Genomic DNA, 24,128 nt, shown 5'->3' with positions numbered 1-24,128 from the left:
TCTTACCCGGCCTGCGCATTATTTCCCGGCCTGAGGATGTGTATCAAAGCCCGCCATTACCGCCGTCAGCTCTGCCAGTGAAAATCCGTGTTTTGCTTCGTCAACGCCCAGCCCAAAGCGTTCCTGCATCAGCTGGTAAAGCGCCTCAGCATCCGGCAAATGGATCTGTTCTTCTACGTGACCGTTCTGCCAGTGGGTAAAGTTGAAGTTGGTTAGCGTCAGCTTGCCGCCGTCCGGCAGATGGCGACACATCAGCAGATGATGACGGAAATGCGACTGCGGCCAGTGCGCCGACCAGAAATTCCCCATCACGTAATCGCTGAAATACTGCGTCGTCAGGTCAAACTGGTACATCGACTGCCAGTGCTCGTGGTGACGGAACTGCAGCACCCAGTCGTTCCCCTCGCTCAGCAGACGATACAGCCCGTGCGGCGTCTCCTGTTCTTCATTAGCGAGCAGTCGAATCGGCGCCGTCAGCGTCTGGCCGCCAAACCCCACATCGGCAATCCAGCGCTCACCGTTAAGCTCAACCAGCAGCAGACGGTGCGTGCGCGGCGGCATTTGCGGCGGATTCGCTAATACCACGCGCCCCAGCACGCTACGCACCGTAAACCCGACTTCACGCAGGACGCGCTCGAACAGGCCGTTTTGCTCAAAGCAGTACCCTCCGCGACGTGCGGTGACCAGCTTGTCGACCAGACACCGATCGTCAAGCTGGATTTCGCGCGGCAGAACAACATCAATATTCTCAAAAGGGATCGCACAGTTGTGATGTAAATGCAGCGCGCGCAGGGTATCGATATCCACCCGCGTCGGTTGCGCCCAGCCGATGCGGGCAAAATAGGCGGTCAGAAATGGGGACATGCATCAGTTTCCTTTGATTGAGATGTTCTGTTTATAAACTAATTTTACGCATCCACTTTGATTTCCGTGCTTTTTCGTCATACTCATCGGTGTAGATGAGGAGATCCTATGAGCCACTTTCGCCCCGTTGAATTACGTCATGCCAGCCGTCTGCTGAACCACGGCCCAACTGTGCTTATCACCAGTCGGGATGAAAGCCTCGACAGACGCAACGTGATGGCCGCCGCATGGTCAATGCCCGTTGAGTTTGAACCGCCGCGCATCGCGATAGTCGTGGATAAAAGTACCTGGTCACGCGAGCTGATTGAGCGCAGCGGGAAGTTTGGCATCGTCATTCCCGGCGTGGCGGCGGCCAACTGGACATACGCGGTCGGTAGCGTCAGCGGGCGCGATGAAGACAAATTCAACTGCTACGGGATCCCGGTCGTGAATGGTCCTGAACTTGGCCTGCCGGTAATTGAAGAGAAATGTCTGGCGTGGATGGAGTGTCGGTTATTACCCGTGACCTCAGCGGCAGAAAAATACGATACCCTGTTTGGGGAAGTGGTTTCAGCGGCAGCCGATGAACGCGCGTTTATCGCCGGGCGCTGGCAGTTTGACGGGGATAAGCTGAATACGCTGCATCATCTTGGTGCCGGGACGTTTGTCGCGAGCGGGAAGATGGTGAAGGCGCTGGATTGAGAAAACCCTCCCCCTATTGGGAGAGGGTGACCTTACTACTTCGCACGTCGTGAAATAATCTCATCCGCAACATTCCGCGGGGCTTCCGCAAAATGATGGAACTCCATCGTATACGTCGCGCGTCCCTGGGACATCGAGCGCAATGTCGTGGCATAACCAAACATCTCTGCCAGCGGCACGTCAGCGCGAATAATCTGGCTTCCGTACTGCTCTGCCATCCCCTGCACCATGCCGCGGCGGGAGGAGAGATCGCCCATAATGTTACCGGCGTACTCTTCCGGCGTTTCCACCTCCACGTGCATGATCGGCTCGAGAATCACCGGATCCGCCCTGCGGGCGCCCTCTTTGAAGCCGAGGATCGCCGCCATGCGGAACGCCATCTCAGACGAGTCGACGTCGTGATACGAGCCAAACGTCAGCGTCGCTTTGACATCAACGACCGGATAGCCCGCCAGCACGCCGCTGTTCATCGCTTCCCGCAGCCCTTTCTCAACGGACGGGATATACTCGCGCGGCACCACGCCGCCCTTGGTGGCATCTTCAAATTTAAAGCCACTCCCGGGCTCCAGCGGCTCCAGGCTCAGCACCACATGGCCGTACTGCCCTTTACCGCCGGACTGACGAACAAATTTGCCTTCGATATCCTTCACCGTTTTACGCAGTGTTTCACGGTAGGTTACCTGTGGGCGGCCAATGTTCGCCTCAACGCCAAACTCGCGCTTCATGCGGTCGACGATGATCTCAAGGTGTAGCTCACCCATCCCGGAGATAATGGTCTGGCCGGACTCTTCGTCGGTATGCAAGCGGAAAGACGGATCTTCCGCCGCCAGACGCTGCAGCGCGATCCCCATTTTCTCCTGATCGCCTTTGGTTTTCGGCTCGATCGCCAGCGAGATAACCGGGTCCGGGAACTCCATGCGTTCAAGCGTGATCACGGCATTCGGATCGGTGAGCGTGTCGCCGGTAGTCACATCCTTCAGCCCAACGCAGGCCGCAATGTCTCCGGCGCGCAGTTCGTCCACCTCGTGGCGATCGTTGGCATGCATCAGCACGATACGCCCGATGCGCTCTTTCTTCCCTTTCACCGGGTTGTACACCGCGTCGCCTTTGCGCAGCACGCCAGAGTACACGCGGATAAAGGTCAGTTGACCGACGTACGGGTCGCTCATCAGCTTGAACGCCAGGGCCGAGAACGGCTCATCATCGCTTGGATGACGCTCCGCGTGCTGCCCTTTTTCATCCACGCCATCAATGGCAGGCACGTCCAGCGGCGATGGCATGAGCTCAATGACCGCATCGAGCATGCGCTGCACGCCTTTATTTTTGAACGCGCTGCCGCACAGCATCGGCTGAATTTCACCCGAGATGGTGCGAATACGCAGCCCTTTGATAATTTCCGCTTCCGTCAGGTCGCCGGTTTCCAGGTATTTGTCCATCAGCTCGTCGCTGGCTTCCGCCGCCGCAGAGACCATTTTTTCCCGCCATTCCTGGGCGGTACTGACCAAATCTTCCGGCACGGGCGCATAGGTGAACACCATGCCCTGCGACGCGTCGTCCCACAGAATGGTGCGCATCTTGATGAGATCCACCACGCCGGTGAAATGATCTTCTGCACCCACCGGGATGACAATCGGCACCGGATTGGCCTTCAGGCGCTCCTGCATCATCCGTACGACGCGGAAGAAATCGGCACCCGGACGGTCCATTTTGTTGACGAAGGCCAGACGCGGAACGTGATATTTATTGGCCTGACGCCAGACGGTTTCCGACTGCGGCTGCACGCCGCCCACGGAGTCATACACCATCACGGCGCCGTCGAGCACGCGCATGGAACGTTCCACCTCAATGGTGAAATCCACGTGCCCCGGGGTGTCAATGATGTTGATCCGGTGCGGCTCATAGCCTCTGTCCATACCCGGCCAGAAGCAGCTGACGGCCGCGGAGGTAATCGTGATCCCGCGCTCTTGCTCCTGCGCCATCCAGTCAGTGGTTGCCGCGCCATCGTGTACTTCACCCAGCTTGTGGCTCATCCCGGTGTAAAACAGGATGCGCTCAGTGGTGGTGGTTTTACCGGCATCGATATGCGCGGAGATACCGATGTTGCGATAACGTTCGAGAGGGATGGGTCGGGGCATGATATTTCCTTAGTCACTATGACTTGTCTGTGACGACCAGGATGGTCGTGCATTCGTTCGTTTGCTATAATAGTCCTATTGTACGAGTATTATCGAACTATTTTTTAACGGTTGACCTATTGTTGATATAGCTCAATCTGACGCCAAACGCAGGAAAACGATGATCCCAAACCACCCTGAAACTGAACAAATACTGCTGGAAAATGTGCTGTTTGCCCTCGGCAATCCGCTCCGGCTTGCGATCATTCGCCGTCTGGCCGATGGCAGCGAACTCAGCTGTAACGCGCTGCGCCCGGAGGATGTGGTGAAATCGACAATGACCCACCACTGGCGCGTACTGCGCGACAGCGGCGTTATCTGGCAGCGCCCGCAGGGGCGGGAGAACATGATTTCGTTGCGAAGAGAGGATCTGGATGCCCGTTTTCCAGGGCTGATGGAGATACTTTTACAAGCCAAATCATAAGGATATACCTATTACCTCCTGAAAAATGCCCCGTAAAGATGTAAGGGGCATAATGTCAGCAGAGGGGTTTATCTTACGTGCATACGATATTCAATCATTCCACTTTTCTTCGCAATCCAGTCGTACAATCGTTGCCCGCGATAGTTGGCTTCATGCGTATGCCAGTAAAGATGACTGGCATGATGTTTTCTGGCTTCTCTCTGAACATATTCTATTAACTGTTTGCCAATGTGTTTGCCCCTTACGGCTTCGCAGACGTATAAATCTTCGAGGTAGCAGTAATCGCTCTCAGCCCATGTCGAACGGTGAAAAAGATAATGCGCAAAACCTACTACGTCTCCATTACATCGTGCCACCACGCAGAATAGCGGCTCAACGGGGCTGAAAAATCGTTGCCAGGTTCGTTCAGTAATGGTCCCGGACAGATCGACGTTGTAAAACGCCTGATATTTTCCCCATAGCGGCATCCAGCTTTCAAAATCACGTTCTTTAACTGCCTCAATTATCACGCTTGTATTATTCATATTGCCTCTTTGCTCACCCGTTTATTCGTTTCAGGAAGAGTGTATTCGCTGAATGGCACGTTTTGCCCCGCCAATTCTCGGCATCAAGGCAGACCAATTTTTCATCCTGCTGCGTGCACTATTGCTTTAGAATCAAGAGATACAGAGGGAAAGTGGACAACGTAATGTTTAAGCACGCGCAGCTAGAAACGGTTAAGGCATGGATTAACGACCCCGCTAACGGATCGCTACCGCTTCATGAAAGGATCCAGAGAGCAATACGGACGCTGATACTGGAAGGGGTATTATCCCACGGAAAGACCCTTCCTGCTTCACGCGCGCTGGCGGCTTCTCTCTGCGTTTCACGGGACACAATTGAAGCGGCCTACTCCAGCCTGCATGCCGAAGGTTTTATTGAGAGACAAACAGGCAGAGGGAGCTTCGTCTCTTCCAGCGCGCGTTTTTTAAAACCCCGTCCTCGACAGCATCAGCCAACCGCTGAGATACGAAAAGCAAAACTCAGCGTCCGGGGAAAGACCGTTTATGAAAGCGGCGGGATCCGCGAGTTTTCTTCACCTCGCCCCCTTGCGCCCGGCATTCCTGAAACCCGCATGTTTCCCCTTCCGATCTGGGAGCGTCTTCAGCGACAGGTACTGAAGGAGTTTCAGCACCAGGCGTTAGAGCAAAGTCCACCCCAGGGTATAGAGCGCCTGCGACGGGCAATTGCGGAATATGTCAACCTTGAGCGCGGAACGCGTGCGAGGGCAGAACAGGTCATCGTTCTGACAAGTTCTCAACAGGCGCTTGCGCTCTGTTCCCACGTGCTGATGGACGCCGGGGATGGCATTGCCATTGAAGATCCCTCCTATCAAGGGGCACACAAAGCATTCAACGCTGCAGGGCTTCGCTGTATTCCGGTTCCTCTTGATGAAAAAGGCATCTCGGTTGACGGGCTTAATTCTCTGACCGAGCCTGCCAGGGCGATCTACCTTACGCCTTCTCATCAGTACCCCACCGGGGTGACGCTCTCTCTTGACCGACGACTGGCAATTGTTAAATGGGCAAACCGTTACGGAGCCTGGATTATTGAGGATGACTATGACAGCGAGTTTCACTACGAAGGTAAGCCTATGGCCAGTCTTCAGGGGCTTGATACGTATAACCGGACAATTTATATCGGCACGTTCACCAAGTCTCTGTTCCCTGGGCTACGTATTGCCTACATGATCGTTCCCTCAGAATTGACAGAGCCCTTTACCATGGCGAGGACGTTAATGGATGGTCACACCGCCTCAATAACCCAGCTGACGCTGGCTAAATTTCTGGAGGGAGGCCATTTTGGCGCCTATGTTCGTAAGATGCGGAGTATTTATGTTGCTCGTCGCGACACGCTGGCAAGCATGATGGACGAATATCTCTCCGAATATGTTACCTGTGAAACGCCTGCGGGGGGAATGCAAATGCCTTGTCACCTGAAGCACGGCATATCCGAGAAAGAAATAGCCACCGCCGCCCGACGCGCGGGTGTTGATATACTTGGTCTTACCAATTTATATGCAGGTCCCCACGCGTCCACCGGTTTTTTGATGGGATTTGCTGCTTACACGGAAAGGGAAATAGAAGACGCTGTAAAAAAACTGGCCGCAATTTTCCGTCATGTTTGATGCCGTCGACCGGTCAGCGGCGAATACTCATTCCGGGCGAGCAAGGCTATAAACAGGGATCCGCCGGGTTGTTTTGGTGAGCGTATCAAACACCTCGGCGTCGGACGTCACGATCCTCATCCCCGTTTTGCGTAATCTCTGCACATCGGCCGCGATGCGCTGAATGCCAAACCAGAAAAGCCCGTCGAGTGCCGTCACCGACAGCCCGTTTTCCAGCGCCAGCCTGAGGCGTTCCTTCGGGGCTTTAACCTGCTGGGCAATTTGCCGGTAAGGCAGTTCATTGCATCCTGTCGCGTCACTGCGCTGGATACGCGTTTTCAGCTGATAGGTAAATTCGTCAGGTATTCCGTCGAGATCTCTTTTCAGGCTATAGACGCAGCCAAAGCGCTTGCCGTTAAACAGAACATTTTTCTGACTGAGCTGAAGCTCTTTTCTGACAATGTCTATCAGCTGGGGCGCACGGGTAAGGAGCAGCCTGAAGGGCAGCTCGAAGCTGGTGACGTAATCCACATTGAGCAACGCGAGACGCAGCCGCTCCTCTGCACCGGACTGTTGCTCACGACACTCCTCCATCACCTCTGCCCACTGGCGCGTCAGGCGCTCCGGCTCGGCGGCTTCGGTAAGGAGATATTTTTCAATCTGATAATCAACTCTTCCGGTCATCGTGTGGTATCCCGTCGCTGTGGGTGCGGTAATTCTATACAGCGCGGTGAGTTTTATAAAGGACTGAACCGCAGCGGCACCCTGAAAATGTCGTTGCGATTCAGCATCCTGACGTTTCGGATCAGTGCGCCATAATCCAGCCCATCAGCAGCGTGGCGAAAATCACCGTCGACGCGCCGCCGATGCGGGTGGCGATCTGCGCGAACGGCATCAGCGACATCCGGTTAGACGCGGACAAAATGGCCACGTCCCCCGTTCCGCCCAGCCCGCTGTGGCAGCAGGTCACAATGGCCGCTTCCACAGGATACATATTCAGACGCGACGCGATAAAGTAGCCGCTCAGCGCCATCGCAATCACGACCGAACCGCATACCACCACGTATCCCACCGAGAAGACCGACACCACGCTCTCAAGCGGCACGTATAACATTCCGAGGCCGATCATCAGCGGCCAGACCAGCGCAGCCGAGACGAATTTATAGCAGCTGTGCGCGCCCTGCTCCATTGAGGCCGGGATCACCCTGAAGTATTTACACAGAACGGCAATCAGGATCATCAGCACCGGGCCGGGAATATGTACCAGTTTTTCAAACAATCCGCCGACGATGAAAAACGCGCACACCATCAGCAATCCGCCCCCCATCAGATGAAAATCCGTCTGCTGTGTGCTTTGCGCCCCGGCAAAAAGGCTGGCGTCGTCTTTACTCCGCGTAAGCATGCCATTTCCCGAAAGCGCAGGGCGTTTCGCGCCGAGACGCGCCAGCGAGCCCGCACAAATAATGGCAAAGATATTCCCGACGACCGCAGCGGGTGCCAGCTGCGCAACGTAGACGTCCGGCGTTTGCCCCAGTATTGCCGAATAGGCCAGGGACAGCGGCAAAATCCCCTCGCCAATCCCGCCGCCGATGATGGGCACAATGATGAAGAAGAAGGTGTGGTAAGGCGTATAACCAAACAGTGAGCCCACAATGAGGCCGCTCAGCACGGCCATGCATGTTCCGGCCACCAGCGGAACAAACATGCGCATCATCCCCTGGATCAGCAGCACCCGGTTCATCCCCAGAATGCTGCCGACCACCAGGCAGGCGATGACGAAATAGAGCAGATTCGCCTCTTTCATCAGCAGATGCACGGTATCAAGGGTATGTTTCCCGAATACGCCAAAATAGACCAGCACGGAGGGGACCATCAGGCACAGGATCGCCGGGCCGCCGATATCTTTCAGCACCGGGATTTGACGCCCTACTTTGGCAAACGCGAAGCCGAGGGTCATGATGACCGCGAGTCCACCAATCATATTTTTTGGCAGCAGCCCTGCCCAGGCGGACGTCGCCACAATCGCGGCAATCCCGACGAACAGCATCAACGGGACCGTGCCCACCTCGGTATTGTTGAGCCCAAAGGCAAAACGCGAGGTCGACAGTTCAGAAGTCGGTACAGGATTATCTTTCATATAATCACCTGAATTTGTGTTCGGATAAACAGAGAAAGGAATAACTGAAACTATTCCTGATACGAATAAATGTTCTTAAATATAAATAAAGACTTAGATGGCCTTTTCTAAAAACAGGCTCAACATGAAATTAGCACGGGCCTGCCGGGAGAAATGTGAACAATTCGGCTCTTTGCTTTTAAATAACTTAATTCAGCATTAAGTAACTAAAGTTATTTATGGCGACCGTTGTCGCTTTCTTGCGTCTTATCAATATTTGACGCAAGTATTAGTTATCCAACTAATGCAATCTTTTTGAAATTAATAAAACCAGAGAGAGTGTGACCCTTGTCACTCCTGCCCTGCTTTCTAAGCGCTAGATTAGCGCTGCAATAAAACACATAAAATACCCTACAGGAAATACTATGCCTTCATTACTATTACAGTCACTGTTTCCGCTCGTCTTTATAATGTTACTTGGATGGCTAAGTGGAAAGCTGGGATATTCCCGGCGAGAAGATGCAAACGTCATGGCAACCGTGGTGATTCGTTTCGCCCTTCCTTTCCATCTTTTTATCGGTGCACTGCATACCGACCCGAATAAAATTAAGAACCTGACCTTTATGGCCGTTTTAGTTGTCGGGTTAATGGGGTCGTATTTACTGACGCTATTTATTTCGCGCTACGTTTTCCGCCACGATATCAAAACCAGCGCCATTCAGTCTCTGGTTTGCGCCTTTCCGGATATGGCCTACTTTGGCGCACCGGTCCTGGCGGTATTGATTGGGCCGGAAGGATTTATCGGCGTGCTGATTGGCAATATTATTACCAGCGTTATCATGATCCCTCTGACTATCGTCCTGATTCGTATGGGTGATAAAAACGGTCAAGATGGCCTGGAGGCACTGCACCCGGGCGCGATGATCGTGCAAAACCTCATCAAGGCGGCACGCAATCCTATCGTCTGGATCCCGGTCTCCGGCGTCTTACTCAGCCTGGCCGGCGTGCAGATACCGTCCATTCTCAGCATGCCTATCGAAATGGTTGGCAAAGTTTCAGGCGGACTATCCCTGTTTGCCCTCGGCCTGCTGTTTTACGGTGAGCGTCCAAAACTGAACGTGCAGACGTTTACCAACATCAGTATTAAAAACCTTATTCAGCCGGCAATGATGGCCGCCGCAGGGATCGCCTTTGGCCTGAGCCACACCTTACTGCAGCAGGTCGTCATTATTGGCGCAACGCCTTCCGCGATTGCCGCAGGGATGTTTGCTTTACGCAGCGATACCTATATTGATACCGCATCCTCTTCCATATTAATTGGCACTGCCGTCGGGGTCGTGACCGAAGGCATTATGATCTATTTCATCTCTTAATCTGCTTTAAATAAAAAATTCAGGAGTTAACCATGTCCCGGAAAGAAGTTCTGTACACCCCCTATAACGGGGCCGTATTGCTGGAAAATCCGTTGCTAAATAAAGGACTCGCATTTATTAAAGAAGAGCGTGACAATTTTAATCTGCATGGGTTATTGCCGCACAACGTTGAAACCATTGAAGAACAAACCGAGCGCGCCTGGGTGCAGTTCTGCCATTTTAAAAACGATATTTCGCGTCATGTTTACCTGCGAAATATTCAGGACACCAATGAAACGCTCTTTTATAACCTCCTGCGTTCGCATCTCAAAGAGACGTTACCGATTATCTATACCCCGACGGTCGGTGAAGCCTGCGAGCATTTCTCCACGATTTATCGACGCGCGCGCGGCCTGTTTATTTCATGGCCGAATCGCCATCGTATTGATGAGATGCTGCAAAGCTTTTCGCGCAACGACGTTCGCGTGATTGTGGTGACGGACGGGGAACGTATTTTAGGGCTTGGCGATCAGGGTATCGGCGGAATGGGTATCCCAATTGGTAAGCTGTCGCTGTATACCGCCTGCGGAGGGATCCATCCGGCCTCTACCCTGCCGATAATGCTGGATGTCGGCACCAATAATCAGCAACACCTCGACGACCCGATGTACATGGGCTGGCGCCACCCGCGCATCAGCGACGACCAGTACGCTGAGTTTATGGATATGTTTGTCAGCACCGTTAAAGCGCGCTGGCCCAATGTGCTCCTGCAATTTGAAGACTTTGCGCAGAAAAACGCCACCAGGCTGCTTCAGCGCTACCGCGACCAGCTGTGCTGCTTCAATGATGATATCCAGGGCACGGCCGCCGTCACCGCCGGTACGCTGATGGCGGCGGCCCATACGGCGGGCACGCGCATTCGCGACCAGCGCGTGGTCTTCCTGGGCAGCGGCTCTGCCGGATGCGGGATAGCTGAAAAAATTGTGGCGCTGATGGTGGATGACGGCCTGACCGAGCCGGAAGCGCGCAGCCGGATCTTTATGGTCGATCGCTTCGGCCTGCTGACCGACGACATGACCAACCTGCTCGATTTCCAGAAAAACCTGCTTACCGCGCGCGACGCCGTATGCAGCTGGCAGGTTGACGCGAAGAACATTTCCCTGCTGGACGTGGTGAAGAACGCGCATCCCACGGTGATGATCGGCGTTTCGGGCCAGCCGGGGCTGTTCAGCGAAGAGATTGTCAAAGAGATGCATCGCCACTGTCCGCGCCCGATCATCATGCCGCTCTCGAACCCGACCTCGCGGGCGGAAGCCCAGCCGCAGGATCTTATCGCCTGGACCCAGGGTGCCGCGCTGGTGGCCACCGGCAGCCCATTCGCCCCGGTATTCTGGGAGAATAAACACTACGAGATCGCCCAGTGTAACAACGCCTATATTTTCCCGGGCCTGGGGCTGGGCGTGCTGGCCTGCAACGCGCGCCGGGTGACGGAAGAGATGCTGATGGCAGCAAGCCGCAGCCTGGCCGCGCAGTCTCCGCTGGTCACCACGGAAAAAGGCGGATTGCTGCCGCCGGTAGATCAGATTGAAACGGTTTCACGCCAGATTGCCGTCGCCGTCGCCCGGGCCGCGATTGAACAGGGCGTGGCTCCGGCGATAGATGATGAGACGCTGATGGCGCGTATTGAGAAGACCTGGTGGCAGGCGGACTATGCGCCGTACCGCAGGTCTGCGCTGTAAGCCTCGATCCAGCCCTCACTGCACGGTGAGGGCTGGATTGCTGCCTTAGTGCTGGACGCCCGACCGGTCGGAAAGATCGGCGGCGGACAGGATATCACCCCGTGGTGCCACGCTCTTGCGGCGGGCATACCGGTCAGGCTGACCTTCAGGACGCGTTTTGAAGCGCCGGTGCAGCCACATATACTGTTCTGGCGCCATCCGTACCGCCTGCTCAATCGCCCTGTTCATCTGCGTCGCAACAAATTCTTTATCGCCCCCCTGCAGCGCCTCGCTGATATCCTCCAGAATAATCAGTTCGTAGCCGGTACCGTCCGCCCTGCGGCGCGGCACAAAGGGAATGACGGCTGGCTTAGCGCTTTTGACCAGCATATAGCTTCCAGCGGTCGTGGCGGCATCCGCAACCGCAAAGAACGGCACAAAGACGCTATTGGTTTTGCCATAGTCATGGTCCGGGGCGTACCACAAAATTTCATTCTGCTTCAGCGAGCGGATCATGCCCTTTAAATCATGACGATCGAGCATGGTTTTATTGGAGCGCAGGCGCCCGCGCGTCTGAAGCCAGTCCAGCAGCGCGTTATTATTCGGACGATACACCCCAATGCCGGGGTTGAGCATGCCAAAGATCCGCGCGCCCAGCTCAAGGGTGAGAAAATGCATGCCAACGAGCACCACGCCATTTCCCTTTGCCCGCGCCTTTTCCATGTGCTCATAACCCGTCACGGTAAAGCATTTCTTCACCCGCCACGCAGGCCAGAACCATGCCATCCCGGTTTCGATTACCCCCATTCCTACCGATTCAAAATTACGCTGCAGCAGTGACTCTCGCTCCGCCTTTTTCATCTCCGGAAAACAGAGTTCCAGGTTGCGGCGGGCAATCTCAACCCGGCGCGGAAGCAGGCGCATCGCCAGCCGTCCAAGGCCGTGGCCGATTCGGAACAGCAGCGGATAAGGGAGCAGCATGATGAGCCACAGCGCGGCGATACCAGCCCAGCTTAGCCAGTAACGAGGGTGAAGAAAGGCGAGTGAAAAACGGGGTAATTTTGTCATGAGAAAATTATCCTTTAGCGTGTCTGTCCTTAACTGATTCGGTTTGAGATCTTTCCTAAGGATTGATGGGCTGTCAGCCAGAAACGTAAAGTGTAACGGATAAGATAAAACGCATTTTTATCGATTTTTGCGAAAAAGCGGGAAGACGAGACGGGAAAAACCGGGGAGGAGAATTCCCCCCGGCAATTGCGCTTACATTGAATAGCCTGGCTTTTTGATTAATTCGTCCAGCTTCGGTCCTATTTCGGTATCCCAGACCTGCTCTTTCCAGTCCTCCTGGTTCACCTGATTCAACGCAACGGACACCGAGCTGTCTTTGCTGTTGAAATGGCGAATAATGACCTCAGCAATATCCTCGGCCAGTGCGGTTTTTTGTTCGTCGTTCAAATCGCGGGGAAAACATTTGATATCTACGTGTGGCATATGCAGGCTTCCAGTTGTGAGTCAGGGCTCCACGTTATCAGATAATACCGTTGGCCTTTAACACCTTGTGCAGTTCCGGCAGCTGACATACGGTATCTGCGATGGCCGTCAGTTTCGGCGTATTGGTTGCAAACCAGTCATGGCGTGGCCCCCAGGTGCGCGCCACCGCGATATACACGTCCAGCAGCGTCAGCCGTTCCCCCAGCGCAAACGGGGTGGCCTTGAGCTGAGTTTCGAACCACAAATAGAGGGACTTCCGGTATTCGATGCAGTTTTTCTGCAGCTGTTCAGGCGCGTCCGGCGCCCAGCGTTCGGGATAGTCCGCATACGTAAACGTGGGATAGACGTTGGCCACAAACCAGATCAGCAGGCGCTGAAACTGCTGGCGTTCGGCCTGCCCCACGGGCGGCGCAAGATCGGGACATCTGTCGAGCACCATCAGGGCAATCGCCGCCGTTTCGGTCATGATGGCGCCATTTTCCAGCTCCAGCGTGGGTACCTGACACAGCGGGTTGAGCTTTTGCAGCAGCTCACGCTGCGGGCCGGGCTGGTCAAACCCGTCCACGTTGATAAATTGATAAGGGATATCAGCCAGGGTTAGCATCACTTCACCGATTGCCGAGCCCCAGCCGGGTACGCCATAGAGTTTAATCATGTTGCCTCCGCAGGGATGAAAACCCTAAGTGTATACCCGTCATACTTCAAGTTGCAGGTGCGTTGGCTGCACTCACTCACCCCAGTCACGTACTTGTGTACGCTCCCGGGGATTCGTTCCCTTGCCGCCTTCCTGCAACTCGAATTATTTTGGGTATAGAGCACCATTAGTAGGTTATCCCAGGCGGGTTGACCTCCGACTGCGCCACCGCTTCGCCCTGCTCGCCCCAGCGCGCCAGCACCTTCTGGTAATCTCCGCGCTTAATCGCGCCGTCCAGCGCGGCCTGCAGCGCGTACACCAGCTCATTGCCCTTTTTGGTGGTGGTGGCGACATAGGCTTTTTTCGGCCCTAAACCGACCACGCGGGTTTTACCCGTGAGCGCCGCTTTGTAGGCTGAAACCGACTGCGGGCCAAAGAACACATCCGCCCTGCCGGACTGAATATAGAGATTGCCCGAGGCATCGTCGTGGAGATAGACCGGCAGCGCAGGCGCCCGCCCTGCCTTTTTGTTCTCTTCGTTCCAGCCCAGCAGAATGCGCTCCTGATTCGTACCAGAGCCGACGATCACCTTTTTCCCGGCCAGATCTTCCGCGCTTTTGATTGACTGAATCTCGCTGGTGGATTTCACCGAAAACGCCAGCGAATCGACGCGGTAGGTCGCAAAATCAAATTTCTCTTTACGCTGTTCGGTCACCGCAATGTTCACCAGCGCCACGTCGTAGCGCCCGGAGGCGATCCCGAGCGGCCAGTCTTCCCACGCCGTCGGCACCAGCTTCAGCTTTAGCCCCAGGCTGCCCGCCAGCAGGCGGGCGATATCCGGGTCGCTGCCAATGCGCGTGCGGTTATCGCTGGCCAGCAGCGCCAGCGGCGGAGAATTCAGCGCCGAAACGGCGACCGTCAGCGTACCCGGCTCAACGAATTTGTAATTGGCGGGGATCTTCCCCACGGCCTGACGATCCACCGTCACCGGCAGCGGCTGCTCGTTGGCTTTCAAATCAATGCTGGCGTGGCTCGCCGTCGTGAAGACCAGCCCCGCCAGAAGTCCATATTTCATTGGCACTCCTTACAAGACTTTGGAGAGAAACTGGCACGTTCGCGCATGTGACGGACGGTTTAATACCTCGTCACTGCTTCCCTGCTCGACAATTTTCCCGTCGACCATAAACACCACCTGATCCGCCACCTCCCGGGCAAAGCCGATCTCGTGGGTAACCACCACCAGCGTGGTGCCGGACCGGGCCAGCTTTTTGATCACGTCCAGCACTTCCCCCACCAGCTCCGGATCCAGCGCCGAGGTGGGCTCATCAAACAGCATCACGCGGGGACGCAGCGCAAGCGCGCGGGCAATGGCAATACGCTGCTGCTGCCCGCCGGAGAGATGACGAGACCAGGCATCGGCTTTGTCCCGCAGCCCGACCACATCCAGCAGGCTGTACGCCCTTTCCACCGCCTCTTTTTTGCTGAGCTTTTTATGCGCGATGGGCGCCTCAATCAGGTTTTCCAGCACCGTGAGGTGCGGAAAGAGATTGAAGTTCTGAAACACGTAGCCCACGTTGACGCGCTGCTTGAGGATCTCCTTCTCCTTCAGCTCATACAGCCTGTCGCCCTGACGACGGTAGCCAATGTAGTCTCCGTCGATCTGAATAAAACCTTCATCGACGCGCTCCAGGTGATTAATGGTGCGCAGCAGCGTCGATTTACCGGAGCCGGACGGCCCGAGGATCACCGTCACGGACCCGGGCGGGATCTCCAGCGAAACGTTGTCGAGCGCCTTATGGCGACCGAAATACTTGCTGACGCCGGTAATCGAAATATGTCCTTCAGGAGAGGCTTGCATGGACGGGCTCCTGTGCTGGCGTGGTGGTGACAGAACGGGTGCGACGGACGGCACGGTTCTGGTTAACGGCAGAGCGGCGTTCGCTGCGGGCAAGCGCGCGCTCGACGCCATACTGGATAGCGGACAGGACGGTGGTGATCGCCAGATACCAGGCGGCACCGACCATCAGCAGCGGGATCACCTCCTGCGTGCGGTTGTAGATCATCTGGATGGTATAGAACAGCTCCGGCATCGCCAGGACGTACACCATCGCCGTGCCCTTGGCGAGGCTGATGATTTCATTGAACCCCGACGGCAGAATGGTGCGCAGCGCCTGAGGCAAAATGATGCGCACCGTGCGTCGCCAGGCCGGCAGACCGAGCGCGGCGGCGGCCTCATACTGGCCGTGATCGACCCCGAGGAATCCGCCGCGAACGATCTCGGCGGTATAGGCGCTCTGCACCAGGGTGAGCCCCACCACGGCGGTAGAAAACTGACCCAGCACGTTGATGGTTTCAAAGCTGCCCCAGGTGATGCCGGTGAACGGCACGCCGAGCGAAAGCGTGTCGTAGAGATAGGAGAAGTTGTAGAGAATGATCAGCACCACGATCAGCGGCAGCGACCGAAACAGCCAGATATAGGCCCACGCCAGGCTGCTCAGCAGCCAGGATGAAGAGAGTCTCGCCAGCGCCAGCATGCCGCCAAGCACCACGCTCAGCGCGGTGCCGATCAGCGTCAGCAGCAGGGTCTGCCCGACACCTTCGAGGATCACCGGGTCAAAGAACCAGCGGGCAAACACCGCCCACTCCCAGCGCGGGTTAAAGGCCACGGACTGAATCACGACCGCCAGGACAAACAGCGCCACCGCGGCGCCGACGGCCCGCAGCGGATAACGCGCCGGGACCACCTTAATGGTTTCAACGTTGCTCATCGTCGTTCCTCATGCGGTTTTACTGAACGCTTCGCGTACCAGCGTTTTGGTGAAGCGCAGCCGGCCGTCAAACGGCGGCTGGCTGTACTCTTCCGGATCGCGGTTCAGATCGAACTGCGCCTGATAGCCCTGGCTGAGATAGAGCCGTACCGCTTCCGGCTGGCGAAAACCGGTTGTCAGGTAAATTTGGCTGTATCCTGCCAGCACCGCCCTGCGCTCAAGCTCCTGCACCACGCGCCCGGCAAGCCCCTGCTGACGCAGGGTTTTGTCCGTCCAGATGCGTTTGATTTCCGCAGTGCGTTCGTCGAAAGGTTTGTACGCGCCGGTGGCGATAATCTTCCCGTCGCGCTCCAGTACGATAAACAGCCCCTGCGGTGCTAAATACCACTCTGTAAGCTCAACTTCCGCGTCTTTGGAGAAGTAGTCCCCGTAGCGGGCGGCATATTCACCGAACAGCCCCTCGATGATGGGCTGAAGCTCGGCGTCTTCCGGTGAAACATCACGAAATCGTTCGCTCATCACGCCTCCTTAATCGCCCAGGCCAGCCGGGTTCACTTCTGACTGAGGAATACGCTCAACGCCTTCCCCCCAGCGGTTCAGCACTTTGTCGTAGTCGCCGTTTTTGATCACGCCGTTCAGCGCGGTTTGCACCGGCTCAACCAGCCCGCTGCCTTTCTTCAGCGTGACCGCGATGTGCGCCGCCTTCGGCCAGCCGCCGTCGACGCTACCCACCAGTTTGGTTTTCCCGTTCAGCGCCGCTTTCCAGGCGCCAATCACGTTCGGGCCAAAGTAGGCATCCGCGCGCCCGGACTGCAGGGCCAGCGTTTGTGCCGCATCGTCTTTGGTGTAGATCGGGGTAAAGGGCTTCAGCCCCTTCTTCAGGTTTTCGGCATTCCAGGCCAGCAGAATGGCCTCCTGGTTGGTGCCGGAGCCGACGATAATCCGCAGCCCGGCGATGTCTTCTGCCTTCTGCAGCGACTTGATCGGGCTGGTTGATTTCACGTAGAACCCGAGGGAATCTTTGCGGTAGGTGGCAAAGTCAAACTTCTCTTTACGCTCTTTGGTGACGGTGATGTTGCTGATAGCCGCATCATATTTCCCGGAAGCCACGCCCAGCGGCCAGTCTTCCCAGGAGGTTGGCACCACGTTCAGCTCCAGCCCGAGGCTGTCAGCGACCAGACGGGCGACGTCAACCTCGCTTCCCAGCAGCGTTTTGTTGTCGTCGGAAAACACCGTCAGCGGCGGTTGATTGAGGCCCGCCACCGCCACGGTAAATTTCCCCGGCACGGCAAAGCGATAGTCTTTCGGCAGCTGTGCCACCGCCTCGCTGTTTTTGACGGTATTAACCGGCGTTTTATTGGCCTCGATGCTCACGCCGGTGCCGTTAATATTCACATTCTCTGCCCAGACGGCAGGGGTAAAGGCCAGCGCGAGCGCCAGAATAAGCGTTGTTTTCTGCATAGCGGGGTTCTCTTTTATTGTTGTGTGTATTGGTTTTTAGGTTCGTCTAAGCCGAGGCTTTCGCGCAGCGTGATGCCCGGGTAGTCGGTACGGAACAGGCCGCGCGCCTGTAAAACAGGCACCACCTGGTCAACAAAGCGCGGGAAGGTGTCCGGCGTGCCGCCCTGAATGATGAAGCCGTCTGCGGCATAGCCTTCAAACCAGGCCTGCAGGCCGTCGGCCACCTCTTCCGGCGTACCGGAAAAGCGCGGTCGCGGCGAGGCGGCTTCCAGCGCCACCTGACGCAGGGTTAAGCTGCGCTCGCGGGCGTTACGCTTAATTTCATCAGTGGTGCTGCGGAAGCTGTTTTTGCCTAAGTCGCCGATATCCGGGAACGGCTCGTCGAGCGGGTACTGGCTGAAATCGTGATGTTCGAAATAGCGTCCGAGGTAGTTGAGGGCATCGTTAATCGACACCAGCGCCGCCGTGGTTTGATACTGGTTTTCCACGTCATCGGCGTCTTTACCCACAATCACGCTGACGCCCTGGAAAATATGTAAATCTGACGCGCGGCGTCCGTTACTTTCCAGCTGCTGCTTCACGTCGCGATAAAAGGCTTTTGCCTCATCGAGGGTCTCGTGATGGGTAAAAATGGCGTCGGCATGTTTCGCCGCCAGCTTTTTCCCGTCGTCCGACGCGCCTGCCTGAAAAACGATCGGCCGCCCCTGCGGCGTTCGACCAATATTCAGCGGCCCGGCGACCTGGAAGAAATCACCGTGGTGGTCCAGGGTATGCAATTTGGCCGGGTCAAAAAACTGACCGCTCTTTTTGTTGCGCACAAAGGCATCGCCTTCCCAGGAATCCCATAGCCCTTTCACCACGTCGAGATATTCATCCGCAATGCGATAGCGCAGCGCGTGCTCGGGATGTTTTTCACGGGAAAAGTTCTTCGCTGACCCTTCCAGCGGCGAAGTCACCACGTTCCAGCCCGCGCGACCGTTGCTGAGGTGGTCGAGGCTGGCGAACTGGCGCGCCGTGGTGAAGGGCTCGCTGTAGGAGGTGGATAAGGTTCCCACCAGCCCCAGGCGCGAGGTGATGCTGGCGAGAGCGGATAACACCGTCAGCGGTTCAAAGCGGTTTAAAAAATGCGGGATCGATTTCTCGTTGATATAGAGACCGTCGGCAACGAATAAAAAATCGAGTTTGCCCTCCTCCGCCTTTAACGCCGTCGCTTTGACGAAATCAAAATTGATGCTTGCATCGGCGACGGCATCAGGGTGACGCCAGGCGGACATATTTCCCGATGCACCATGCAAAATGGTCCCGAGCCGCAGTTGACGATGTGCAGACATATTCACCTCTTCAGAATTAAACGTGTTGCAGGGCTTTTTCCGCAAGCTGTGCAAAATAGCGGGCAGCGGGCTCAATTAATGCCTCATCCGGATTGAATGCCGGATGGTGTAAACCGTACGGGCTGTTGCTGCCGATGCTGACAAACGCCCCCGGGATCTGCTGCAGATAGACCGCGAAATCTTCCCCGCCCATATGCAGCTCGGCGTGCCGGGTTTCGTAGCCTGCTTCTCTGGCGACCGAGGTGGCGAAATCGGCCCAGCGCTCGTCGTTCACCAGCGCGGTGGGCCCGGCATACCAGGTGATATCAATCTGCGCGCTAAAGGCGCTGGCAAACCCGGCGGCGATTTCGCCCACGCGGGCTTTCACGTTCTGCTGCACTTCCGTGCGATGGGTGCGCAGCGTGCCTTCCAGCTCGACGCTTTCCGGCAGCACGTTCCAGGTGTTACCGCCTGCAATGCGAGTCACGCTCAGCACCACCGAATCCAGCGTATTGACGTTGCGGCTGGCGACGCTTTGCAGCGCCGTCACCAGCTGGCTCGCCAGCACGATGGCGTCATTACCTTCGTGCGGACGTGCGGCGTGCGCGCCCTTACCGGTAATGCGGATCACGAAGCGATCGACGTTGGCATAAAACGGCCCGCCGCGGGTAGCGAACTCACCGACCGGCAGACCGGGCTCGTTATGCATGCCGAAGATGGCGCTGACGTCGCGCAGGGCACCGGCCCGCACCATGCTTCTCGCACCGCCAAAGTTCTCTTCGGCAGGCTGAAACAGGATCCGCACCCGGCCGTTAAGCGACGCTTCCCGCTCTTTCAGCTTTAACGCGGCGCCGAGGATCACGCTGGTGTGGATATCGTGTCCGCAGGCATGCATTACGCCTGCACGCTGGGAGCTAAACGGCACGCCGCTGCGCTCTTCAATCGGCAGGGCATCAATATCTGCGCGCAGCGCAATCAGTTTGTTGCCCGAGCCGATTTCCGCCACCAGCCCGGTCGACAGGTCGTAAGGCTGCGGGGTGATCCCGGCATTCGTCAGCCACTGGCGCAGACGCGTTGTGGTTTCCACTTCCTGGCCGGAGAGTTCCGGGTTCTGGTGCAGCTCGCGACGCCAGGCAATCAGCTGTTCGCCAAAGCTCATACGGTGACCTCCTTGTTAAGACGCGCCTCGGCAAGCAGGCGCAGCGACGCGACGCGCGTTGCCCCCTCCGCGACCGGCGTGTCGATGATAAATTCGTCAATGCCCCACTTTTCATGCAGGGTGTTAAGCTGTTCGAGCACCGATTCAGCCGTACCCGCCAGCAGCGACTGCGCCCGACGTGCAATGCGCACCGGCTCGCTGCCCGCCTGACGCGCAAAGGCGTAGGCCTGCTCTTCGCTTGCCACGGTGACACGCTGGCCGTTTGCCAGCTCAACGCCCCACACTTCGACCTTCTGCGCCAGGGCTTCCGCCTCGGCCTGCGTCGGCGCGACAATCGCCTGTACCGCCACAATCACGTCCCGCGCGCTGTTCTTACGCCAGGTCGAAACCACCTCGCGCAGCAGGTCCGGGTCACCGTTCAGATGCGCGGCAAAGACAAAGTGCCAGCCGAGCCCGGCGGCCAGCAGCGCGCTATCGGTACTCGCGCCCAGCAGGAAACCCTCGGCAGGCAGCGGCGGCAGCGGCGTGGCGCGAACGGCCTCTTCATGAGACTGATGCTCAGGACGGATCCAGCGATCGAGCTGGGCCAGCTGTTCGGCGAAGCTGCCCTTTTCCTGTTGATTCAGACCCTGCTGCAGCGCGCGGGTTGAGAGCGGCAGCCCGCCGGGGGCTTTTCCGACGCCGAGATCCACGCGGCCGGGCGCCAGCGCGGCCAGCACGTTGAAATTCTCGGCGACTTTATAAGGGCTGTAGTGCTGAAGCATCACGCCGCCGGATCCGACGCGGATGCGCGTGGTTTGCCCGAGGATCCAGGCAATCAGCAGCTCCGGCGAAGGGCTGGCAAGGTGGGGAGTATTGTGGTGTTCGGCAATCCAGAAGCGGTGATAGCCCAGATTTTCTGCCTGCTGCGCCAGCGCCAGGGTCCGCGCCAGCGCATCGGCAGCCGTTTCGTTTTCAGCGATGGGGCTTTTATCCAGAATGCTGATTCGCCATGACATGTTGCGTTCTCGTTTGACTTAACATGTCGACATTATTAAAGGCGCATTTCACCACTGAGAAACAATTAATTTACATTTAGTTTGCCGGAAATCAGATATATAAAACCATGCTAAGAATAAGACTTTAAGTCGGCAATCAGCATTTCCACCTGCCCGCGCCGGGTAATGCGGACGAAGCGAATATGCCCATACTGCGGGTTTTGCAGATCGGCTTCATAACGCGTGCGGTTGTTACGCCAGGTTTTCATCGTCCAGATGAGAATGGACTCTCTGCTGAAGAACGCGCGCCGGAAACTCTCTTTGTTCCCGGTGCCGGGCCATAGCTCGCGCTTATGCCAGGCGCGTTTGACTGCCCTGGTGACCGCCTGCCAGAGGGTGCGGGCAAAGCCATAATCCACCCACACCACAACGTCGACATTACGCCATTTCACCGGCCGCGTGCGGTTATAGTTGCCGTCAAGCACCCAGTCTGGCGAAGCCTGTAGCGCCTGCTCCAGCTTTTCCTGAAACACATCGTCCGGCGTTCCCTGCCAGTCAGGTCGCCAGTAGAGTCTGTCCATCTCGATATAGGGAATAGCCAGTTCGGTCGCAATCTGCTTCGCCAGCGTGCTTTTTCCGCTCCCGCTGGTCCCGATGACGTTAATTTTCACCTCAGCCTCACTGTGTTATCAAAAACTGACCAAATGATAGCGTTTTCATCCTGTTAACGAAACGCTATTTCAACATGACAATTTTTCCTGAGAGACGATCTCCCTCTTTCAGTTTGGGTTATGTCGTTTATTTGCAGCGACGCCAGAACACGCCACTAGAAATATTTTCATTTTTATTACATTCGAGAACATTAGCAAATTAAAAATAATGAACAACGGGTATTTCAGGCAGTCAGAATTTCAGAGAGAATATGCAGCAGGCCGTTATATAAAAATAATCACATTACTCTTGCCGGAGCATTTTCCGGGCATTTTTTATTCTTGCACATCATCATGGAGTTACTCATGAGGCGTAACAGTCCCGTTACACAAAACGAGTATTTACTTAACGATGGTTCGACGTTAATGTCGACCACCGATACCAAAAGCCATATTACCTATGCTAATTCCGCTTTTATTGAAGCCAGCGGATATAAAGAAGAACATCTTCTGGGTGAGCCGCATAACCTCATCCGCCATCCCGACATGCCTGCCGAAGCGTTTGGCGACATGTGGTATACCCTGCAGCAGGGTGAGACCTGGACGGGGCTGGTGAAGAACCGTCGTCATAATGGCGACCACTACTGGGTGCGGGCTAACGTGACGCCGGTCTGGCAGGGTGGATCCCTGACGGGGTATATTTCCGTGCGAAATATACCCGCACGGGAAGAGATTGCGGCCAGTGAAAAACTGTATGCAAAAGTGCGTAATAACGAATTAAAACATTACCGCTTTTATAAAGGGTTACTGGTTCGGCGCGGTTTATTTTCGTTTATGTCGCTCTTTAAATGTCTCAGCACCAGTAAACGTATCCATCTGGGTATTGCGACGACGGCGTTACTCTCCTGCCTGGCGGTGTATTTATTCCCTGATAAACTTGTGCAGTCGGGAAGTCTGGCGCTGCTGTTTATTGCCCTGACCTATTATCTTCATGCGCAGATCGCCCGCCCGGTAAAATCTATTGTGCAACAGATGCAGCGCGTGGTTTCAGGACGTAAAACAGACTATTACCATTTTGACAGGATCGACGACATCGGGCTAATGATGCGTCTGGTAAATCAATCAGGCTTGAACCTCAATTCGCTGGTTGACGACGTCGGGGCGCAAATCAGCGGGATTGGCACCATCAGCCAGCAGGTCGCGAAAGAAGGTGCGGCGCTGCAGACGCGTTCAGAAGAGACCGCAGACTTTCTGCAGCAAACCGCGTCGGCGGTAGAAGAGATCGCCAGCGCGGTGGAGCAGACGGCAGAAACAGCGAAAGAAGCCACTGAGATGGCGGATCGCACCCGCGACAGCGCCCACCGCGGTGAAGCGATGATGAAAGAGACCATCGGTATGATGCAATCCGTGTCGCAGGATAACAGCCAGATCGTCGATATTATCAGCGTTATCGATCGTATCGCCTTCCAGACCAATATTCTTGCGCTGAATGCTGCCGTGGAAGCGGCGCGCGCAGGTGAAGCCGGGCGCGGTTTTGCCGTGGTGGCGGCCGAGGTGCGCAACCTTGCGCAGCACTCCGCGACGGCGGCGAAAGAGATCAAAGCGCTGATTGAGAAAAACGTCGCCAGCGTCAACGCTGGCGTGGAGAAGGTAGAACAAACCGAAACGCAGCTGACGGTTATGATCGACAACGTGCTGCGGGTCTCCTCCCTGATTAAGGAGATCGGCCACGCCACGCAGGAGCAAACCCAGGCGCTGACGCTCATCAACGCCTCCATCTCCCGTATCGGCGCAATGACCCACAACAATACGGGGATGGTGGATAACGTCACTCACGCGGCGAATCACCTGACGCAGCGCACCACGCGCCTGCAGCAGGCGATTGCCGTTTTTGGCGGTTAGCCGCTGGGGTTTTGAAGTCTGAGGCCATTTTTGTGCGTTATCGCAGAGCCGTCGTCAGCCTGTTACCGCTTTCAGGTTACAGGCGGATGCTCTGCAACAGTTAAAATCTTTACCACTTGGTAATAATTAAGAGATTCTGATGATTAAATAATCAACCCGCCAACTGTTTTGTCTAAAAACTCATCACGATTCAGCGTGTTGTGATCGCCGTCTGCTCTGACCACACGATTTCCTTCGACGTGCATCACTTTCGGCACGGTTATATTTTGCGTCGCTTATGAATTGCAGGTAGGATGCCTCG

The 24,128-nt window shown here is 56.1% G+C and carries 21 protein-coding genes and 1 pseudogene; 6 read left to right on the top strand and 16 right to left on the bottom strand.

The window, feature by feature from the left end; translation table 11 throughout:
* Positions 1 to 18: 18 nt before the first annotated feature.
* Positions 19 to 864, bottom strand: a complete 846-nt coding sequence (gene nhoA, locus AC27FC_RS03870) for an N-hydroxyarylamine O-acetyltransferase (protein ID WP_196354321.1) — start codon at positions 862 to 864, stop codon at positions 19 to 21.
* A gap of 108 nt (positions 865 to 972) precedes the next feature.
* Between nhoA and AC27FC_RS03865 the strand changes: the two genes are divergently transcribed.
* Positions 973 to 1,545, top strand: coding sequence for a flavin reductase family protein (locus tag AC27FC_RS03865; RefSeq protein ID WP_033145657.1), 573 nt, complete (start codon positions 973 to 975; stop codon positions 1,543 to 1,545).
* 35 nt (positions 1,546 to 1,580) lie between these two features.
* Here the strand turns inward: AC27FC_RS03865 and fusA are convergent, their stop codons facing one another.
* Complete coding sequence (fusA, locus tag AC27FC_RS03860) at positions 1,581 to 3,680, bottom strand: elongation factor G (protein ID WP_196354320.1); 2,100 nt, start codon at positions 3,678 to 3,680, stop codon at positions 1,581 to 1,583.
* 160 nt (positions 3,681 to 3,840) lie between these two features.
* On the opposite strand from fusA, the gene AC27FC_RS03855 reads away from it, so the two are divergent.
* A complete protein-coding gene (locus AC27FC_RS03855; RefSeq protein WP_033145659.1) occupies positions 3,841 to 4,143 on the top strand; it encodes an ArsR/SmtB family transcription factor in 303 nt (100 codons plus the stop codon).
* A 68-nt stretch (positions 4,144 to 4,211) separates the two neighbouring features.
* On the opposite strand, the gene AC27FC_RS03850 is transcribed toward AC27FC_RS03855, so the two are convergent.
* Entirely contained in the window at positions 4,212 to 4,667 is a 456-nt protein-coding gene (locus AC27FC_RS03850) for a GNAT family N-acetyltransferase (RefSeq protein WP_033145660.1), read from the bottom strand.
* 164 nt (positions 4,668 to 4,831) lie between these two features.
* Here AC27FC_RS03850 and pdxR point away from each other — a divergent pair, with 164 nt between their 5' ends.
* Complete coding sequence (gene pdxR / locus AC27FC_RS03845) at positions 4,832 to 6,310, top strand: MocR-like pyridoxine biosynthesis transcription factor PdxR (RefSeq protein ID WP_196354319.1); 1,479 nt, start codon at positions 4,832 to 4,834, stop codon at positions 6,308 to 6,310.
* Positions 6,311 to 6,337: 27 nt separating this feature from the next.
* Here the strand turns inward: pdxR and AC27FC_RS03840 are convergent, their stop codons facing one another.
* Positions 6,338 to 6,973, bottom strand: a complete 636-nt coding sequence (locus AC27FC_RS03840) for an ECs1377 family protein (protein ID WP_048977587.1) — start codon at positions 6,971 to 6,973, stop codon at positions 6,338 to 6,340.
* Positions 6,974 to 7,094: 121 nt separating this feature from the next.
* Entirely contained in the window at positions 7,095 to 8,426 is a 1,332-nt protein-coding gene (locus tag AC27FC_RS03835) for a 2-hydroxycarboxylate transporter family protein (protein WP_033145663.1), read from the bottom strand.
* 404 nt (positions 8,427 to 8,830) lie between these two features.
* Here AC27FC_RS03835 and AC27FC_RS03830 point away from each other — a divergent pair, with 404 nt between their 5' ends.
* Together AC27FC_RS03830 and AC27FC_RS03825 are read left to right on the top strand one after the other, a co-directional pair.
* A complete protein-coding gene (locus AC27FC_RS03830) occupies positions 8,831 to 9,778 on the top strand; it encodes an AEC family transporter (RefSeq protein ID WP_023311961.1) in 948 nt (315 codons plus the stop codon).
* Between the two features lie 32 nt (positions 9,779 to 9,810).
* On the top strand, positions 9,811 to 11,496 hold the full coding sequence (locus tag AC27FC_RS03825) for an NAD-dependent malic enzyme (protein WP_196354318.1): 1,686 nt from the start codon (positions 9,811 to 9,813) through the stop codon (positions 11,494 to 11,496).
* A gap of 45 nt (positions 11,497 to 11,541) precedes the next feature.
* Here AC27FC_RS03825 and AC27FC_RS03820 read toward each other — a convergent pair whose 3' ends face one another.
* From AC27FC_RS03820 to AC27FC_RS03770, 11 genes and pseudogenes are all read right to left on the bottom strand, one after another.
* Complete coding sequence (locus AC27FC_RS03820) at positions 11,542 to 12,543, bottom strand: Kdo(2)-lipid IV(A) acyltransferase (RefSeq protein WP_196354317.1); 1,002 nt, start codon at positions 12,541 to 12,543, stop codon at positions 11,542 to 11,544.
* Positions 12,544 to 12,735: 192 nt separating this feature from the next.
* Complete coding sequence (gene pptA, locus AC27FC_RS03815) at positions 12,736 to 12,966, bottom strand: tautomerase PptA (RefSeq protein ID WP_143346942.1); 231 nt, start codon at positions 12,964 to 12,966, stop codon at positions 12,736 to 12,738.
* 37 nt (positions 12,967 to 13,003) lie between these two features.
* Positions 13,004 to 13,621, bottom strand: a complete 618-nt coding sequence (locus AC27FC_RS03810) for a glutathione S-transferase family protein (RefSeq protein WP_196354316.1) — start codon at positions 13,619 to 13,621, stop codon at positions 13,004 to 13,006.
* 166 nt (positions 13,622 to 13,787) lie between these two features.
* A complete protein-coding gene (locus AC27FC_RS03805; protein WP_126795545.1) occupies positions 13,788 to 14,675 on the bottom strand; it encodes an ABC transporter substrate-binding protein in 888 nt (295 codons plus the stop codon).
* Positions 14,676 to 14,684: 9 nt separating this feature from the next.
* Positions 14,685 to 15,458 carry an amino acid ABC transporter ATP-binding protein gene (locus AC27FC_RS03800; RefSeq protein ID WP_487159838.1) on the bottom strand — a complete coding sequence of 258 codons (774 nt, stop codon included), beginning with the start codon at positions 15,456 to 15,458 and terminating at the stop codon, positions 14,685 to 14,687.
* A complete protein-coding gene (locus AC27FC_RS03795) occupies positions 15,442 to 16,368 on the bottom strand; it encodes an amino acid ABC transporter permease (protein WP_039262857.1) in 927 nt (308 codons plus the stop codon). Before AC27FC_RS03795 ends, AC27FC_RS03800 begins: the two co-directional genes overlap by 17 nt.
* Positions 16,369 to 16,377: 9 nt before the next feature.
* Positions 16,378 to 16,887 carry a GNAT family N-acetyltransferase gene (locus AC27FC_RS03790; RefSeq protein WP_032656866.1) on the bottom strand — a complete coding sequence of 170 codons (510 nt, stop codon included), beginning with the start codon at positions 16,885 to 16,887 and terminating at the stop codon, positions 16,378 to 16,380.
* A gap of 9 nt (positions 16,888 to 16,896) precedes the next feature.
* Positions 16,897 to 19,160: pseudogene (locus tag AC27FC_RS03785) on the bottom strand (NtaA/DmoA family FMN-dependent monooxygenase).
* A gap of 16 nt (positions 19,161 to 19,176) precedes the next feature.
* Complete coding sequence (locus AC27FC_RS03780; protein WP_196354314.1) at positions 19,177 to 20,298, bottom strand: amidohydrolase; 1,122 nt, start codon at positions 20,296 to 20,298, stop codon at positions 19,177 to 19,179.
* Positions 20,295 to 21,296, bottom strand: coding sequence for an LLM class flavin-dependent oxidoreductase (locus AC27FC_RS03775; protein WP_196354313.1), 1,002 nt, complete (start codon positions 21,294 to 21,296; stop codon positions 20,295 to 20,297). Before AC27FC_RS03775 ends, AC27FC_RS03780 begins: the two co-directional genes overlap by 4 nt.
* Positions 21,297 to 21,406: 110 nt before the next feature.
* A complete protein-coding gene (locus tag AC27FC_RS03770; RefSeq protein WP_196354312.1) occupies positions 21,407 to 21,946 on the bottom strand; it encodes an AAA family ATPase in 540 nt (179 codons plus the stop codon).
* 345 nt (positions 21,947 to 22,291) lie between these two features.
* Here AC27FC_RS03770 and AC27FC_RS03765 point away from each other — a divergent pair, with 345 nt between their 5' ends.
* Positions 22,292 to 23,827 (top strand): methyl-accepting chemotaxis protein, encoded by a 1,536-nt coding sequence (locus AC27FC_RS03765; RefSeq protein WP_039262861.1) that lies wholly within the window; start codon positions 22,292 to 22,294, stop codon positions 23,825 to 23,827.
* Positions 23,828 to 24,128 lie beyond the last annotated feature (301 nt).

The sequence above is a fragment of the Enterobacter sp. C3_dUdeg genome, assembly GCF_057536195.1.
Note: the sequence above shows the minus strand (reverse complement) of the source record. Positions and strands in the feature narration are given on the sequence as shown.

Excerpts from the sequence above, each read along its gene's own strand:
- nhoA (WP_196354321.1), bottom strand. The coding sequence starts at position 864 with ATGTCCCCATTTCTGACCGCCTATTTTGCCCGCATCGGCTGGGCGCAA.
- AC27FC_RS03865 (WP_033145657.1), top strand. The coding sequence starts at position 973 with ATGAGCCACTTTCGCCCCGTTGAATTACGTCATGCCAGCCGTCTGCTG.
- fusA (WP_196354320.1), bottom strand. The coding sequence starts at position 3,680 with ATGCCCCGACCCATCCCTCTCGAACGTTATCGCAACATCGGTATCTCC.
- AC27FC_RS03855 (WP_033145659.1), top strand. The coding sequence starts at position 3,841 with ATGATCCCAAACCACCCTGAAACTGAACAAATACTGCTGGAAAATGTG.
- AC27FC_RS03850 (WP_033145660.1), bottom strand. The coding sequence starts at position 4,667 with ATGAATAATACAAGCGTGATAATTGAGGCAGTTAAAGAACGTGATTTT.
- pdxR (WP_196354319.1), top strand. The coding sequence starts at position 4,832 with ATGTTTAAGCACGCGCAGCTAGAAACGGTTAAGGCATGGATTAACGAC.
- AC27FC_RS03840 (WP_048977587.1), bottom strand. The coding sequence starts at position 6,973 with ATGACCGGAAGAGTTGATTATCAGATTGAAAAATATCTCCTTACCGAA.
- AC27FC_RS03835 (WP_033145663.1), bottom strand. The coding sequence starts at position 8,426 with ATGAAAGATAATCCTGTACCGACTTCTGAACTGTCGACCTCGCGTTTT.
- AC27FC_RS03830 (WP_023311961.1), top strand. The coding sequence starts at position 8,831 with ATGCCTTCATTACTATTACAGTCACTGTTTCCGCTCGTCTTTATAATG.
- AC27FC_RS03825 (WP_196354318.1), top strand. The coding sequence starts at position 9,811 with ATGTCCCGGAAAGAAGTTCTGTACACCCCCTATAACGGGGCCGTATTG.
- AC27FC_RS03820 (WP_196354317.1), bottom strand. The coding sequence starts at position 12,543 with ATGACAAAATTACCCCGTTTTTCACTCGCCTTTCTTCACCCTCGTTAC.
- pptA (WP_143346942.1), bottom strand. The coding sequence starts at position 12,966 with ATGCCACACGTAGATATCAAATGTTTTCCCCGCGATTTGAACGACGAA.
- AC27FC_RS03810 (WP_196354316.1), bottom strand. The coding sequence starts at position 13,621 with ATGATTAAACTCTATGGCGTACCCGGCTGGGGCTCGGCAATCGGTGAA.
- AC27FC_RS03805 (WP_126795545.1), bottom strand. The coding sequence starts at position 14,675 with ATGAAATATGGACTTCTGGCGGGGCTGGTCTTCACGACGGCGAGCCAC.
- AC27FC_RS03800 (WP_487159838.1), bottom strand. The coding sequence starts at position 15,458 with ATGCAAGCCTCTCCTGAAGGACATATTTCGATTACCGGCGTCAGCAAG.
- AC27FC_RS03795 (WP_039262857.1), bottom strand. The coding sequence starts at position 16,368 with ATGAGCAACGTTGAAACCATTAAGGTGGTCCCGGCGCGTTATCCGCTG.
- AC27FC_RS03790 (WP_032656866.1), bottom strand. The coding sequence starts at position 16,887 with ATGAGCGAACGATTTCGTGATGTTTCACCGGAAGACGCCGAGCTTCAG.
- AC27FC_RS03780 (WP_196354314.1), bottom strand. The coding sequence starts at position 20,298 with ATGAGCTTTGGCGAACAGCTGATTGCCTGGCGTCGCGAGCTGCACCAG.
- AC27FC_RS03775 (WP_196354313.1), bottom strand. The coding sequence starts at position 21,296 with ATGTCATGGCGAATCAGCATTCTGGATAAAAGCCCCATCGCTGAAAAC.
- AC27FC_RS03765 (WP_039262861.1), top strand. The coding sequence starts at position 22,292 with ATGAGGCGTAACAGTCCCGTTACACAAAACGAGTATTTACTTAACGAT.